11 protein-coding genes and 2 pseudogenes are annotated in these 13,786 nt (G+C 29.3%); 1 reads left to right on the top strand and 12 read right to left on the bottom strand.

Going from position 1 to position 13,786, the window contains the following annotated elements:
* Window positions 1–21: 21 nt before the first annotated feature.
* The 3 genes from JOD41_RS08290 to JOD41_RS08280 all read right to left on the bottom strand — a co-directional run bounded on the left by JOD41_RS08290 (window position 22) and on the right by JOD41_RS08280 (window position 2,751).
* Complete coding sequence (locus JOD41_RS08290) at window positions 22–1,245, bottom strand: MFS transporter (RefSeq protein WP_205052422.1); 1,224 nt, start codon at window positions 1,243–1,245, stop codon at window positions 22–24.
* A gap of 88 nt (window positions 1,246–1,333) precedes the next feature.
* Window positions 1,334–2,212: a YybS family protein gene (locus JOD41_RS08285; RefSeq protein WP_205052421.1), complete on the bottom strand. Its 879-nt coding sequence runs from the start codon at window positions 2,210–2,212 to the stop codon at window positions 1,334–1,336.
* 56 nt (window positions 2,213–2,268) lie between these two features.
* Entirely contained in the window at window positions 2,269–2,751 is a 483-nt protein-coding gene (locus tag JOD41_RS08280) for a hotdog domain-containing protein (RefSeq protein WP_205052420.1), read from the bottom strand.
* A gap of 623 nt (window positions 2,752–3,374) precedes the next feature.
* On the opposite strand from JOD41_RS08280, the gene JOD41_RS08275 reads away from it, so the two are divergent.
* On the top strand, window positions 3,375–4,154 hold the full coding sequence (locus tag JOD41_RS08275) for a CAP domain-containing protein (protein ID WP_205052419.1): 780 nt from the start codon (window positions 3,375–3,377) through the stop codon (window positions 4,152–4,154).
* A 119-nt stretch (window positions 4,155–4,273) separates the two neighbouring features.
* Here the strand turns inward: JOD41_RS08275 and JOD41_RS08270 are convergent, their stop codons facing one another.
* The 9 genes and pseudogenes from JOD41_RS08270 to JOD41_RS08230 all read right to left on the bottom strand — a co-directional run.
* Window positions 4,274–4,879 (bottom strand): PH domain-containing protein, encoded by a 606-nt coding sequence (locus JOD41_RS08270; RefSeq protein WP_205052418.1) that lies wholly within the window; start codon window positions 4,877–4,879, stop codon window positions 4,274–4,276.
* 185 nt (window positions 4,880–5,064) lie between these two features.
* The gene (locus JOD41_RS08265) at window positions 5,065–5,466 is read right to left on the bottom strand and encodes an HIRAN domain-containing protein (protein WP_205052417.1); all 402 of its coding nucleotides are present in this window, start codon (window positions 5,464–5,466) and stop codon (window positions 5,065–5,067) included.
* Window positions 5,463–6,269, bottom strand: a complete 807-nt coding sequence (locus JOD41_RS08260) for a molecular chaperone DnaJ (RefSeq protein WP_205052416.1) — start codon at window positions 6,267–6,269, stop codon at window positions 5,463–5,465. The genes JOD41_RS08265 and JOD41_RS08260 overlap by 4 nt, the downstream gene beginning before the upstream one ends.
* A gap of 34 nt (window positions 6,270–6,303) precedes the next feature.
* On the bottom strand, window positions 6,304–6,519 hold the full coding sequence (locus JOD41_RS08255; protein WP_205052415.1) for a hypothetical protein: 216 nt from the start codon (window positions 6,517–6,519) through the stop codon (window positions 6,304–6,306).
* A 438-nt stretch (window positions 6,520–6,957) separates the two neighbouring features.
* A pseudogene (locus JOD41_RS08250) lies at window positions 6,958–7,559 on the bottom strand (MgtC/SapB family protein).
* A gap of 444 nt (window positions 7,560–8,003) precedes the next feature.
* Entirely contained in the window at window positions 8,004–9,251 is a 1,248-nt protein-coding gene (gene dcm, locus JOD41_RS08245; RefSeq protein ID WP_205052414.1) for a DNA (cytosine-5-)-methyltransferase, read from the bottom strand.
* Window positions 9,244–11,904 (bottom strand): SNF2-related protein, encoded by a 2,661-nt coding sequence (locus tag JOD41_RS08240; protein WP_205052413.1) that lies wholly within the window; start codon window positions 11,902–11,904, stop codon window positions 9,244–9,246. Before JOD41_RS08240 ends, dcm begins: the two co-directional genes overlap by 8 nt.
* The gene (locus JOD41_RS08235; RefSeq protein ID WP_205052412.1) at window positions 11,904–13,157 is read right to left on the bottom strand and encodes a ParB/Srx family N-terminal domain-containing protein; all 1,254 of its coding nucleotides are present in this window, start codon (window positions 13,155–13,157) and stop codon (window positions 11,904–11,906) included. Before JOD41_RS08235 ends, JOD41_RS08240 begins: the two co-directional genes overlap by 1 nt.
* 26 nt (window positions 13,158–13,183) lie before the next feature.
* Window positions 13,184–13,786: pseudogene (locus JOD41_RS08230) on the bottom strand (recombinase family protein); the annotation flags it as partial.

The raw sequence follows: 13,786 nt of genomic DNA, 5'->3' as shown, positions 1-13,786 counted from the left end.
AAGGCGATAGTCGCCTTAATTTTATTTTAGCTTTGAAACTTTTAAGTATAGTGGAATGGCAAGAATTTGTGCCACTATAGAAATAGTTATCATAAGTGGAAGGGAATAACTATATAGTATTCCAAGTAACCAGGATCCTAAAAACCAAAAAAATCCAAAAAAACATTCAAAAATTCCATAACCTGTCGCCCTATTTTCCTTGGGAACCATAGAAGTTACTGCAGCCTTTAAAATAGATTCTTGTGCACCCATGCCAATGCCCCAAAGGACAAGCCCAAATAAAAGTGCAGGAATGCTTTTAAATCCAAAAATAAAAAGTGAGAACGGTGCAGAAATTATTGTTGAAATTACAAGAGCCTTTACTCCATTTTTATCGTAGATATGACCAAAAATAAGGGCTGCTATGGCATCAACAAGCATGGCAGCTGCATAAAGTAAGGGAATAGTGCCACTGTTTATTAAATTTGTAGATTCTTGAAAATTTCCTGCTATATTCGTGTAATTTCTAGTGATGTGCATAATTATTATTGAATAGTCAATAAAGCCAAAGGCGAAAAAAGAAATTCCTGCAATATAATATATGAAAGATTTCTTCATCTTAAAGCCTTCTTCTACTTTTGACTTAGGCTCAAAATGTTCAGGATTTGGAAATTTCATTTTCGTATAAAACAAAAGTAAAATTGTAATAAAACCAGGTATTGCCAAAAAGGAAAAGCAAGTTCTATAAATTTCAAAAGTTCTTCCCTCTGTCTTAAATAACATGACTAGGTATAGAAAAACTGGACCTAAAAAGGCTCCAATTTGGTCTAACATTTCTTGTATTCCAAAGGATTTTCCCACGCCTTCTTGAGATGCCGCAAAGGACATAATAGTATCTTTGGCAGGTTTTTTTATGGCCTTACCCATTCTTTGAACCACCAAGAGAAAGGCTGCAGCAATCCAACCCTTTTCACCAACAAGGGCAAGAGCTGGCACTGCTAAAATATCTAAGATATAACCAAAAATTACCATTGGCCAATATTTTTTTGTCTTATCAGTGATTTTCCCAAAGACATATCTCATGGAGTATCCAACAAGTTCACCAAGACCTGATATAAAACCAATTGCCCCAGAAGATGCACCAAGAAGAGTTAAATAAGCTCCCCTAATACTTGATGCCCCTTCATGAGTCATGTCGGAAAACAAACTGACGATGCCAAATAAAATTATAAATAACATAGCTGTAGAAATTTCTTTTTTCTTCAAAATAAGCCTCCTGAAATCCTTATTCTTATTATCATATCATCGTATTGTAAATTCTCTTTAAAATAAATAAAATTCTTTGAAATTCTATTTATTTTAAATTTTCAAAAGTTTTTCCGACATCTTTTGAAATATAGTGGGTCTCATTTTTATTTACATCAGTAAACTTTAAATAAATATTTCCCTTTTCATCAATTTTTCCACTAATTCCTGGGCTCGTTTCTTCTAATTCGGAAATGAATTTCATCTCATCACCAAGTATTTTTACAAAAAACCAGCGACTCCTTGCCCCTGCATGGTCTACTTCAAGAAGTCCATAGTCTGAATTTTCTATTTTTATGGCGTCTTTTACTGTAAAATTTTTTGAAAATTCATTTTTATCTTCTTTTTTATTTTTTTCTTCATTCTTTTCTTCTATTTGATTACTTCCTTTTAAATTTTCCTTTGCAGCATGATTTTCTTCTATAAAATCTTCTCTTCCAAAAATTAAAAATTTTAAAATTTCCCTATCATTCTCATCTTTAACTTTACTTAAATCAGAAAAAACTCGACCAAGTTTTTTCTCATCTAACTTATCCATAGTGATGAAATTTTTCTCATAAACTTCATATATAGGGTCCATCCAGCCAACATTTAAAATATAATATTTTTCGCCATCATAAACTAGGCTTCGATTTTCTTTTCCAGAAAAAATTGAAGCTAAAAATATATAAAAGGCAAAAATAAAGCCAAGAATTAAAATCCCTATAGATAAAAAAACCTTCCAATATTTATTTATATTAAACTTTGTAAAAGTGTATATGAAAAAAATTTGTAGACCAATAAAAAATAAAAAACCCAATCCTATTAAGATATTATTTATTATAGGGATAAATTCAATTTTATTAACTAGTACTAAAATTCCAAAACTTAATATAAAGGAGAAAAAATAAAGAAAAATATATGAGATTTTTTTATTTTTTAAATTCATATAAAGCTCCAAAATAATTTTAAAAAAAGAGACTAAAGAAGTCTCTCTTAAAAATATTACATATTATCCTTTACGCCAACAGCAACCATTTTTGCCTTTGCACGAACTTCTCCATCAGCTTCCATAACCATATTTACAATGACTTTTCTTTCGCCAATTTCTTCGGCTGTAGCAGTAACAGTAACTTCCTTATCCATAGGTGTTGGCTTTTTAAAATCAACTTCAAGCCTTGCAGTTATAAACCTGCCAATAACTGTGTCTTCAGTAAGTTCAAGACCTAGATCGTGATGTTTAAACCATGCAGCAGATGCAGTTCCATGGCAATCAAAAATCATGGCAATCATTCCGCCAAAAAGATTTTTTGGAACTCCACCAGTGTAAACTGAATCTGGAGTAACTTTTGCAATACACTTTTCCCCATCTTCTGATGGATAAGATTTTAAATGCATTCCCTCATGATTTTTAGGACCGCATCCCCAACAATATTGAAATCTTTCGCCATAAGTTTCTTGAACGGCAATCTTTTTATTTTCTGACATAATATCCCCCTTTTAATTTCTAAAAATATTTTATCACATTTATAATTTCTTTTCTCCTTTAGATTAATTTTTTAATTTTTATTAAAATCAATGATTTTTTATTATTTTTCTTCCATAGATATTTTTGTCATAATTAGAATTTTTAACAACTAGATTTTGTTAGAACTTTATTTTATTAAGCCTTATTTTTATAAATCTCTTCTTTTAAATTTCAATCAAAATTTTTTAATTTCAAAAAATACAATTTTCGTTAAAATGAAAAGGCTATTTATAGACAAGTTTAAGGAGTGTTTCAAATATACCACAATCGTGTACTTATGTATGTTTTTAAATGTATTATTTTGGTGTAACATTCTCCATCTATATTCTATAGGTATGTATTTATTAATAATGCATCTTAATAGTACAATATTGTTACCGTTTTTGTGCTTGCTGATGTAGCTATTTACTGTTATTATTGAATTAACAAAGGAACACATTGAAAATAAAAGACAATTTTAAATTTTTTTGCTTAAAAGTGTTTAAATGTTCTTTTATTTGGTATGTATAGAATATAATCGATTCTATCTCAAAAGTGCACTGTTTATTTTAAATATTGAATATTATAGATTTGGAGGGGCATTATGAAAAAGCTTAATTTACTTAATACAAAAAATAACTTAATAAAATTTATAACAGCATTACTTATTACTGTAGGTTTAGCAATTCCAAGCCTTGTAAAAGCTTGTAAAGTTACATCCTCTGCCTTTGCTGAAGATCTTACAAAGATTAATAACAATGAAGAAAATCTTCAAGAAGAAATTAATCTTGATTACCTAAATCTAAAAACTGATGATACTATCCTTCCAGTTAAAACTTTATCCCATGCTTTAGGCTACAATTTAAATTGGAAAAATAATAAAAATTTAGAAGTTAATTTAACTTATGCAAAAAATCCAAAAAATAATGAAGAAGAAAATAAGACAAATAATATGAAGGATCAAAATTTAGAAGTTAAAGTTGATGTTGACTCAGTTGGAGATTCAAAGCTATATATGAAAAAACTAAACGATTATAGAACTACAAAATCTCTTAAATCTGTAAAGGAAGATGAAAAGTTAAATAAACTTGCACTTCTTAGAGCTCAAGAAGAACTTGATCAATTTATTAATACTGGCAAGGGCGACCACAAAAGTCCTGGCGGATATAACAAATCTCTTGGCGAAAATTTAAATCTTTCCTATTATAGCCTAGGAATTGAAAAGGGCGATGTTAACGAAAATTCTCTAACAAGATGGATAAATTCCCCTGGACATAATGCCAACTTACTAAATAAAGATTGTAATAAGGGTGGATATGCTTGTGCAAGAAAAGTAGTAGATGGTATGGTTTACGAATCTTCAATTTACCTATTTGGTTATTAATAAAAAAAATAAATTACATAGTGTATTATTCTCATTTAACCTAAAAAAATAAACCCGAAAGTGGGTTTATTTTTTTGCAGATTTTTAAACTCTTAAATCTATTTATAGGATTTTCATTTTTACTTATTTCTATATTTTGTCTTATAGCCAGTGTTTTCTTCAGGTCTATAGGCATTGGGATAAGCTTGGTCTGTTGCAACATCGAGAGAAACTTTTTTAAGAAGTTTATAAACTCCATAAGGATCTTCAATTGAAATAAATTTATTGTTATCAGCCTTAAAACTGTAAGATGAATTTCCCTCTTCGTCATTATAAGCTAGGATAATTGTGCCAAGTCCTTTTATGTTTTCCATAAAATTTACATTTACCTTCAAATTTGTAAGCTCTCTATGCTCATAATTATTTACATCTCTACCAAAAAATCCCTGGCTGATATAAACTCTCTTGTCTGTAATTGCATATTCTATAGTTCCATAATTAAGAATCCTATAAATTGGCATTAAAATTGCAAACCAAACAGGGAAAAGATGAATTATAAAGAAAATTATAAAAAATCCATGCATAAAAGTAAATTCTCTAGAGAAACTTGAAATAAAAAAGAAGTCAAAGAGTCCCCAAATAATCGCAATTAAATAAATGCTTGGGTTGCCTACAATATAGAGAAGGGCATCGGGCTTTCCTCGCCACAATATATTTTCATTGTCGTCAATAATTTTATCAATCATAATTTCCTCCAATATCCTTTAACAAGATAAAGTGTTCTTTTAAGCTATTTTATCACAAAAGTAATTTCTAAAAAATATTACTTTTATAAGATTTCTGCTATAGCCTGTAAATTTTCCTTTACATAAAAAATCAGCGCCTATTAGCGCTGACTATATTTTATTTTTTGCTTATAAAAAATTTATCTTTAGCTCTCGTGGAGGTAGATTTTAATTTTTATTTTAAGCCACTTATCTTTCATCTCTTTTTCAATAACTTTGGCAAAAAGAACTTTTCCTGCATCCATAAGCCTAGAAAATACCACATTATCTTTGCGAGGGACGTAGCCAATTTTTTCTCCCTTTAAATTTTCTATACGAATAGCTTGGGGATCGTGTTCATTTTCTGGCTCACGATAAAAAACTAAGCGGTCGCCATCTTTTAAGCTTCCACCAATATTTTCAATGCCTTCAATGTGGCTAGTGCCAGCTACATAAGTATCAAAAAGATAAATGTCTCTCTCAAAGGGTTTAGGTAAATCAATTTCCTTTCCAGTCTTTATTAGATATTCGATTAAATCACCATTATCTATTTTTACTAAATCACTCATTTTTTATCCCTCATCAGTTCACGAATATATTCTTCTTGGGTTCTAACAGCCTCTTCAAAGCTCTTTAAATCATTTTTTAAGTCCCTTAACTTTTCCGCCTTTTTCTTTTCATCTTCCAAAAGAATTTTCCAAGTATAGGGCGGGATGGACTTAATTAAATCAATATTATCCTCAACTTGATTTACTAAATCTTCAAGCCTTTTTACTTCTTCTTCAGGATTTTTCCCAGAAAAGGCTTCATCCTCTTTGTCTTCTTCCTTACAAACTATGTCATAAATAATTTCAAGACTTGCTATGTCGCCATCTTTATAGGCTTCAGTGGCATGATAAAATAATTCCTTTTCAGCCTCTGTAACAGAAGGATTTATGTCTGGATGAAGCTTCTTTACAATATTTTTGTAGGTCTTTTTAAGAAACTTACTATCTTCATCAGATAAAATTTCTCCTTTTGAACGGTCTAGAGTATGATTAATTTCTTCAACTTTTTCGTCAAGTTTCTTTTTGTAGTCACAAAACTCTTCATCAAGCTTTGTATCAATATCTTCAATTATAATTTTTTCTTGGCGATTCTTTTTTGCCTGAATTAAATCTTTTTTTCTCTTCAAACGAAGATATTTTAAATAGGACTTATAAATCCTGTACTCGAGACTTCCAAAAATTAGCATATATTCAGTTTTAATATTTTCACAAATAACAAATTTAAGATTATCTCTTTCAAAAACTAGGTTCTCTAAAGTTTTTTTAAGCTCTTGGATTTTTTCTCCTGCCCTTTTGGCATCTGTAAACTCAATAATTTCTCCCATAAAATTCTCTCCTTCTCACTTTATATTAATACTTTTAATTTAGAAAATTAAAGGGGAAAACTAAAAATTCCCTCCCTGTAAAATATGACTCATCCTCTTCCATCCTGTGGTACTTAGTGTAGGAATACAAAATCGCCTTATAAGAAACAGTGCCACCATCTTTGTAGCGATAAGTTATGGGAAAGAATAAAACTAAAATAAGTAAAGTAATAAATATCTTTTTCCTTTTCTTTTTATTTTTCTTTTTCATAATCTCTCACCTTACATTTTTATAAATATTCTATAAGCTATATGTAATATTTCCTCTAAATAGATAATATCATTTTTTCACAATCTTTTTCTAAATTATTTAATACCTTGTCTAATTTTTCCCCTTTTATCTTTATAATACAAAACAAAAAAACGACTAAGATTTTTTCTTAATCGTCTTTCCCTTTTCCACTATCTAAATTTTTTAATTTTTATTCTCTTCTCTTTCAAATTTTCAAATTTTGCTTTATATTTTTCAAAAATTTTTTATAAAAATAAGGTCCCTAAGATATAAAATCCTAGGGACCTCTGATTTATTTTTCACTTGTTTTTATCTCTCTTGACCAAATATTTATGGACAAAACTTTTATTTTACCTTAAAAATTATACTCAATATTTTCAATTATTCTCCATAAATTCTTTGAGACTTTTATCAAGGTCAGTCTTTATCTTTTTCTTTATTTAATTTTACTGAATTCAAATGATAGTCTGATTTTAATTTCTTGAAAAATTTACCAATATTATAATTCCTATTAAAAGATAAAGTTGAATTAATCATTGATTTATCGTCTATTTCTTCATCAATTATATCTAATTTTCTAACTTCCACGCCCTCTTTTGAAGCAAAATCTAGAAAGCTTTCTTCATTAAAATTGTCAGTATCAAATACCATTATATAAGACTTTGTTGTCATATCATTTATAAAATCACTAACGCCCTTTAAGGATACCAAGGTTACTAGACAAATTATAGTTGCAATTACTGCTCCTTCATAAAATCCAATTCCCACTGCTAGTCCAATTGCTGCAGATAACCATAGGGTCGCAGCTGTGGTAAGACCTGATACGCCATCTTTTTTTGAAGTATAGTGCCTGCACCTAAAAAACCAATTCCACTTACAACTTGGCCCGCAATCCTCGCCGTATCTCGTCCTATATTATCAGATATTTTTCCAATTCCCTCTATGCCTATTAGCATAATTAAGCAGGCTCCAACACTTACTATTATATGGGTTCTAAAACCAGCAGCTCTATTTTTCATTTCCCTTTCTACGCCAATAATGGCTCCTAAAAAGGCCGCTAACAATATTCTAATTGTCACTAAAAATATATCCATACCTTCCCTCCTTACATATTTCTCAATAAGTATTTTAAATAAGTATTCCAGTGAAAATATAAACTTTCTAAGCTTTCAAATTTGAATTATTTATTAGCGTAATTATTATGAACAATAGATACTACAGCAAATAAGGATACCTTAAAAGGCCTTTTTACATTAAAATAATTCCATAAATATTTTATTTTTCATTAAGTATATATTAGTTTTCTTTTCAACATTTCTTATATCTATTATTAATTTGAAAAATATTTCCACTTTTTAGAACATACTATAATAAATCATAAAAATCTTTCAGAATTTAATTCTAGGTCTTAGAGTCTTAAAAAATGTTTATTTGATATTTTCTAGTAATACAATTTGCAGTTTTCAAGAACAATCTTTATTTATAATTTTTAGTATTTCATTGCCTATTTCTTTAACCAAATCTACTACTAATGCATTTCCCATTGTAAAATATCTGTTTGAATTAGAGACGTCTTCTAATTTAGTCCAATCATCAGGAAATGTATTGATTCTTTCAGTTTCTACTGGCGAAAGAACTCTTAATCTATTATTTCCTGGATCTTTAACTACATGGGTCATTCTTGAAACCGTAGACTCAGATGTTACTATAGTTCTAGCTGGTTTATCAAGCGAATCTGGAAATTGCATACTACCCATTCCATATTTATATTCATGTCCTGTACGCGAAGTTTTTATAGTTCGAAATCCCTTTTTTTGCTCCTTAAATTTTTCGATTTTATCAGAGCTTAAATAAAGTCCCTTATCATTATTATTTGATATTAATAAGTCCCCAATTGTTGTTTCTTTTCTAAATTTAGGAGTATAATCTGCCATAAAAACTTTTCCATTTACCATAATTCCAGTCTTTCTAAATCCTTTTTTAAAAGAAAATTTTTTTGAAAATTCTTCCAGTGATTCAATTGAATTTAAGTCTACATTTTCAATACTATCTACTAATTCATTAGACATAGTGATTGAAAAGGGAGCCATAGTTTTTATGAATTCTTTTATTTCATTAGCATCTTCTCTTGATATATTGAAGACATGATTAAAAAACTCAGTTCCCTTTTTAAATGCAAATATAAAAGTTCTTCTTCTCCTTTGAGGATAGCCATAATCTGCTGCATTTATCATTTTCCAAGAAACTCCATAGCCTAATTCATATAAAGTTTTCAATATAATCCCAAAGTCACGACCTGGTTGTTTATTTACCCCAGGAGAGGTCAATAGCCTATCGACATTTTCAAGCAAGATATAATCTGGCTTCTTTATTGATAAAACTTTATGAATCTCCCACCAAAGCACTCCTTTTTTGCCTTCAATGCCTTTGGCTCCAGAAGTTGCTACTGAGTAATCTTGGCACGGAAAACCTGCTACTAAAAAATCCATATACGGTATTTGTTCTTTGTTAACTTTAGTAATATCTTCATTACTTATTGGCGTTTGAGGAAAATTCTTTTTATAAATTTTATAAGCAAACTGATTTCTCCTGGATGGTTCGTATTGATTAGCCCAAACCACTTCATATTGATCACTTGCCCTTGATAGTCCAAGGTGAAACCCTCCTACCCCAGCAAATAAATCAACAACTTTTATTTTTGATTTACTCATGATTCTTGTTTATTCTTTGCCTTTCTTCATCAATAATTTTTATTGCATCAAGTATTTCATTCTCGCTATATTCTATTGATAATGTCTTGTCATCAATTGCCTCATACATTAACTCCTCTTTCTCTTTTAGACGTGTATATATTTTTTCATCAATGTATCCGGGTCGAAAACTATCTATAGATTCTGATGCTGTTTGTAAATAATAATATCTTGTATATTGATTTTGATCAAGTCCCAAACGATGAATTCTATCTCTCGATTGCAACATAAATGTTAAATTAAAATTATATTCAAAATAAACTGCATCGTGGACTGTTTGGTGTAGAGAAACAGATTCACCTAAGGTTTGCGGATTAGTTACTAAAACTTGTACATCTCCATCTCTAAACTGATTAATTAGCATAGTCCTATCCTGTTTATAAGTACCCCCATATACTAGGTTTACCTTAATTTCTTTTTCTTCCAACGAATCTTTTATTTTATAAAGAGTATCTACAAAAATTCCCCAAACCAAAACTTTTTTTCCTTCACCAACTAGACTCAAAACTAAATCTATTCCTTTTTCAAATTTAGGAGATATCATGTTTTCAGCATCAATATCTGAATATGAATTATTTTTTTTACCATCTCCGTTATCATTCAATAAAGATTTGAACTCATCCTCCGATATTGTTTGTATATCATTATTATCGTCATAAGACATTAGTTCATTATAATCAATTTCTTTGGTAACAAGACTTGGATTAGTTGATGCTTGTATTAATCTAATTAATTGAGCCAAACTAGATTTTTCTTTTGAATATATAAGTTCAGCTAACTCTAATTGTTCTGGACTAGGATTTACTATTTCTACGTAATCTTTTTCAGCTAAAGGAACATTTAAATCATTCTTATTTGTTCGCCAAAAAAATGGATATAGTTTTGTGTTAATATCCTTAATTTGTCTTACTTTTGGACTAAGTAAAAAATTTGTGTCCCATCCAAAAAATGAATTATACTCATTTCCATAAAGTATATGAAGAAAATTATAAATATCTTGATAGGTGTTAGGAATAGGCGTACCTGTTAATACATACTTGAATTTAGGTTTTCTTGATAATTCTAAAGCTCTTTTAGCCCTTTCACCATTTGGATTTTTTATTCTGTGAACTTCATCAAATACAAGCATTGTTCTAGTATCTATTTCTTGTTCCAGTTTCATTAAATATTTTTTTAATGATTCATAATTAACCAATACTAAATTGCTTACTCCCCAATTAACTGACAAATCATAACTAAAATCTGGTGAGGTTTGCGAATCAATTGCCCTTAAAATTTTTTTGTTCCCAAAAACTGCTTTAAATTCACTCTTCCAACTGTCAAAGGCATTTAGCGGAGATACAACTAGTATCCTGTCGATTTTTTCAATATCAGGAGTTTCACTTTTATTTAAATACGCAAATACTCCAAGAACCATAGCAGTTTTTCCGGCTCCAGGAACAGAGAAGTTTGCAGCTCTAGACATTTCATACATAAAATATGCGGATCTTAAATGCAATTCGTATAATGGTCTCGATACCTCAGCTTGAACTATTTCAGAAAATTTTTTATAAGAAATTTTTTTATCATTAGGAAAATCATCAAACTCACCTTTATATACATCGCCAAGTATTTTATATTTTTCTATTGAATATTTATATTGCTGCAAGTACTCTGATACCGCTCTACTTACTATTACAGGTATATTTTTTCTTTCTGCTCTTTGTTTTGTAACTTTAATAATTCTTTCTATATCCTTATATGTTGTATTTTTCTTTATAACAGAATTATCTTCTTCGAAAAATACGGATATATCACTACCTGGCCTTAATTTTCGATCAATTGACGATAGTTGAATTTCTGAGTTATCAATTCGAATAACAGAATCACCTATCAGCTTAAATATAATTGTATTAGTAGTATCATCAAATTGGTTTTCTTTGTCATCAATTTTAACTATTACTGGTATATTTGATAATGATTGATATTTTGCAATTTCTTCATACGCTATGTCGGAAACTTCTACAACTGTAACTCCTTTCTCTTTGTCATTCCATAATCTTTCAAATCTTTCTTGATTAGATTTTATTCTAAATTGAACATTTTCACTTGAATCCCAAGAAGTATCTACACTTATACTTTCATAATTAATATTCATTCCACTTTTTGTTTCGTTGGCGGATCCATTGAAAAATACTTTTTCGTTTCCAGAGGAAATTATTCCAAATTTATCGTGGAAAAGTCCTTTGTTAGTTAGGGCTATTTTTATTCTAGCCCTTCCCATTGCAATCATAAAAGCTAAGTTACCAAGTTGTTGTTGAGTTTTAGAGGTAAGTCGTTCATTTCTTTCTGCAAGGTTAAGTGGTTTAATTTCTTCAAGTAAATCATAACCGGCTTTAATTCTGTCATAATCTTCCCTGCTTATTTCTTTTGAAATAATGAACTCTAAGCTTCCACCATTTTTTGCCAGTTCCTCTAAACTTTCTGAATATAAATCTAACCCTGATGTACTAAAATATCCAGAAACTCTTTGATATAAATCAGACTCTCTTAACAAGGGTCTATAAAAATTTTCAACTAAATTGCTAGAATACTCTGGTCTAACTCTGCCCTTTAATTTATTTGAAAATGCCATTATCGTATATCCTTCTTTAATCGAAATAAAATATCATTAATTTCTCTAATAACATCTCTAGCTTGTATATTTTCTTCTACAGTTAATTCTGAAAAATCCTCTGAATCTATCTCTGATAACGAATCCCTTACGTTTTCTAACTCTAATAAAGCCTTAGTCCTTTCGTTTTCAATTTTTCCTTTATATATAATTCTGTTAGTAGATTTTATTAAAGATTGAACACTGCTATCTACTTCATTATCTTCCTCAATTACAGATTTTAGTTCATTTGCTGATTGTATTGGATTCTCATCAAAAGCATCAATAATAATATCAACCTTATCATCAACAGCATCTAAAAAATATTCAAGTCTTTCACTATCTTTTAATACATTCATTTTTAAATCTCTCATAACACGAGTCGTGTCACTTTGAGTATCAACTACCTTAGACGATGCCATATATACTAACACTGCTTCTTTTATAGATTCTTTATCATTAGATTTTAAATTAGTAATTGTGCTTTCTATTTCTTCTATTGGACCATCTAGCTTCAAGTCTCTAGCTAAATAGAATTTATCAATTGGATTTCCTCCTGGAGAAACTATTTCAATAAATTTAATAATCAATTCTGCCAACCTTATATCTCGATTAATTTTTCTAGTATCTCTATAACCACAAGCCTTTTTGTACTCATCTTCATTCATTATTTTTTCAACTTTTATAGTGTTATAAACATCAAAAATACGATCAATAGGGTCATAACTTACTCTTTCTTCACGCCCTAATTGTAAGTCTAACTCTAGTTCCTTGATTATTTTCTCATCATTTTTTGAACTTGCATCTAATGGTAGAATAACTGCGTTAAAGGTTTGAGGAATATTGGTTTCTCTTTCAATCATTCTTAAAGCTGTCAATCTTCTATTGCCATCGATTACTCTTCCATCCGGGAGTACAACTCCCGGTTCTTGTTGAGACTTAGCTTCAATGGATGCTTTAGTATCTTTCATTGCTTGTTTGTTAGATTCGAATATGAATTTTTCAAAAATTTTGTTGTATTCTGAATCTCCTGGTTCAGGACTTATTAATCCATGAGTAGAGCTGTATTTTTTATACAAGGTGTTTATACGTCCGTTTTGGTCGTTGTAATATAAAAAATCTAGTGGAATCTCATATACATCATATTTATCATCAACTTGATTTGAAATTGATAACTTTTTCTTTTCGCCTGTTTTCCTTAACTTATTGGCAGCTGCCATCTCTAATAAATTCATAGTTTCCTAACCTTTCATATAACATATTATATTATTTTCTTGACAACAAAGAAATTACTTCCGCGTGCGTTGTCTTTTGCTTGGGTACATAATTTTTTATCCTCGTCATTCTTGTAGGAACACAATTTATTAATGTCATTGTCTTTGGCATTTTTTCTTTTATCCTTGAAGTTATTAGAATCTTGACTATCTTTAACTCCTGTTTTGAAATAGAATGTTAAGTCATAAGGATGAACTGTTCCGTCTTTGTCAATTCTACCCACCACAACTTTATCAACTATGCTTTCAAATACTGTTCTGTTAAATTCCTCTATAATTTCTCTATTTTCTAAGACCTTTTTAAATTGCTTTAATCTTTCTTTAATAGAGTCTTCATCTTTTATCGTTAGTTCCAGTGTTTTCTTTTCATCAAGTAATTCTTCTTTTTGTTTTGTAAGTTTTTTATACTTTTTGGCATAAACTTCTTCGTCTATACTATCTTCTAAATGAAGATCAACTAACTTTCTTTCTTGACTAATGATTCTATTTAATTGATTTTCTAACTTTTTCAAATCTTTGACCAAAGTCTCATCATTTATTTCTTCTTCAACAATCTTTAAAAAGTCATCTATTATTGTTGAATCTGCATG

Origin of the sequence: Peptoniphilus gorbachii (assembly GCF_016908115.1) — a bacterium.
Classification (GTDB): Bacteria; Bacillota; Clostridia; order Tissierellales; family Peptoniphilaceae; genus Peptoniphilus_A; species Peptoniphilus_A gorbachii.
This window is presented reverse-complemented; position numbering and strand designations above follow the sequence as displayed.

Bases quoted from the DNA above. Each gene is read 5' to 3' on its own strand.
- dcm (WP_205052414.1), bottom strand. From the start codon at position 9,251: ATGAGTAAATCAAAAATAAAAGTTGTTGATTTATTTGCTGGGGTAGGA.
- JOD41_RS08235 (WP_205052412.1), bottom strand. From the start codon at position 13,157: ATGAATTTATTAGAGATGGCAGCTGCCAATAAGTTAAGGAAAACAGGC.
- JOD41_RS08275 (WP_205052419.1), top strand. From the start codon at position 3,375: ATGAAAAAGCTTAATTTACTTAATACAAAAAATAACTTAATAAAATTT.
- JOD41_RS08255 (WP_205052415.1), bottom strand. From the start codon at position 6,519: ATGAAAAAGAAAAATAAAAAGAAAAGGAAAAAGATATTTATTACTTTA.
- JOD41_RS08280 (WP_205052420.1), bottom strand. From the start codon at position 2,751: ATGTCAGAAAATAAAAAGATTGCCGTTCAAGAAACTTATGGCGAAAGA.
- JOD41_RS08285 (WP_205052421.1), bottom strand. From the start codon at position 2,212: ATGAATTTAAAAAATAAAAAAATCTCATATATTTTTCTTTATTTTTTC.
- JOD41_RS08240 (WP_205052413.1), bottom strand. From the start codon at position 11,904: ATGGCATTTTCAAATAAATTAAAGGGCAGAGTTAGACCAGAGTATTCT.
- JOD41_RS08270 (WP_205052418.1), bottom strand. From the start codon at position 4,879: ATGATTGATAAAATTATTGACGACAATGAAAATATATTGTGGCGAGGA.
- JOD41_RS08260 (WP_205052416.1), bottom strand. From the start codon at position 6,269: ATGGGAGAAATTATTGAGTTTACAGATGCCAAAAGGGCAGGAGAAAAA.
- JOD41_RS08265 (WP_205052417.1), bottom strand. From the start codon at position 5,466: ATGAGTGATTTAGTAAAAATAGATAATGGTGATTTAATCGAATATCTA.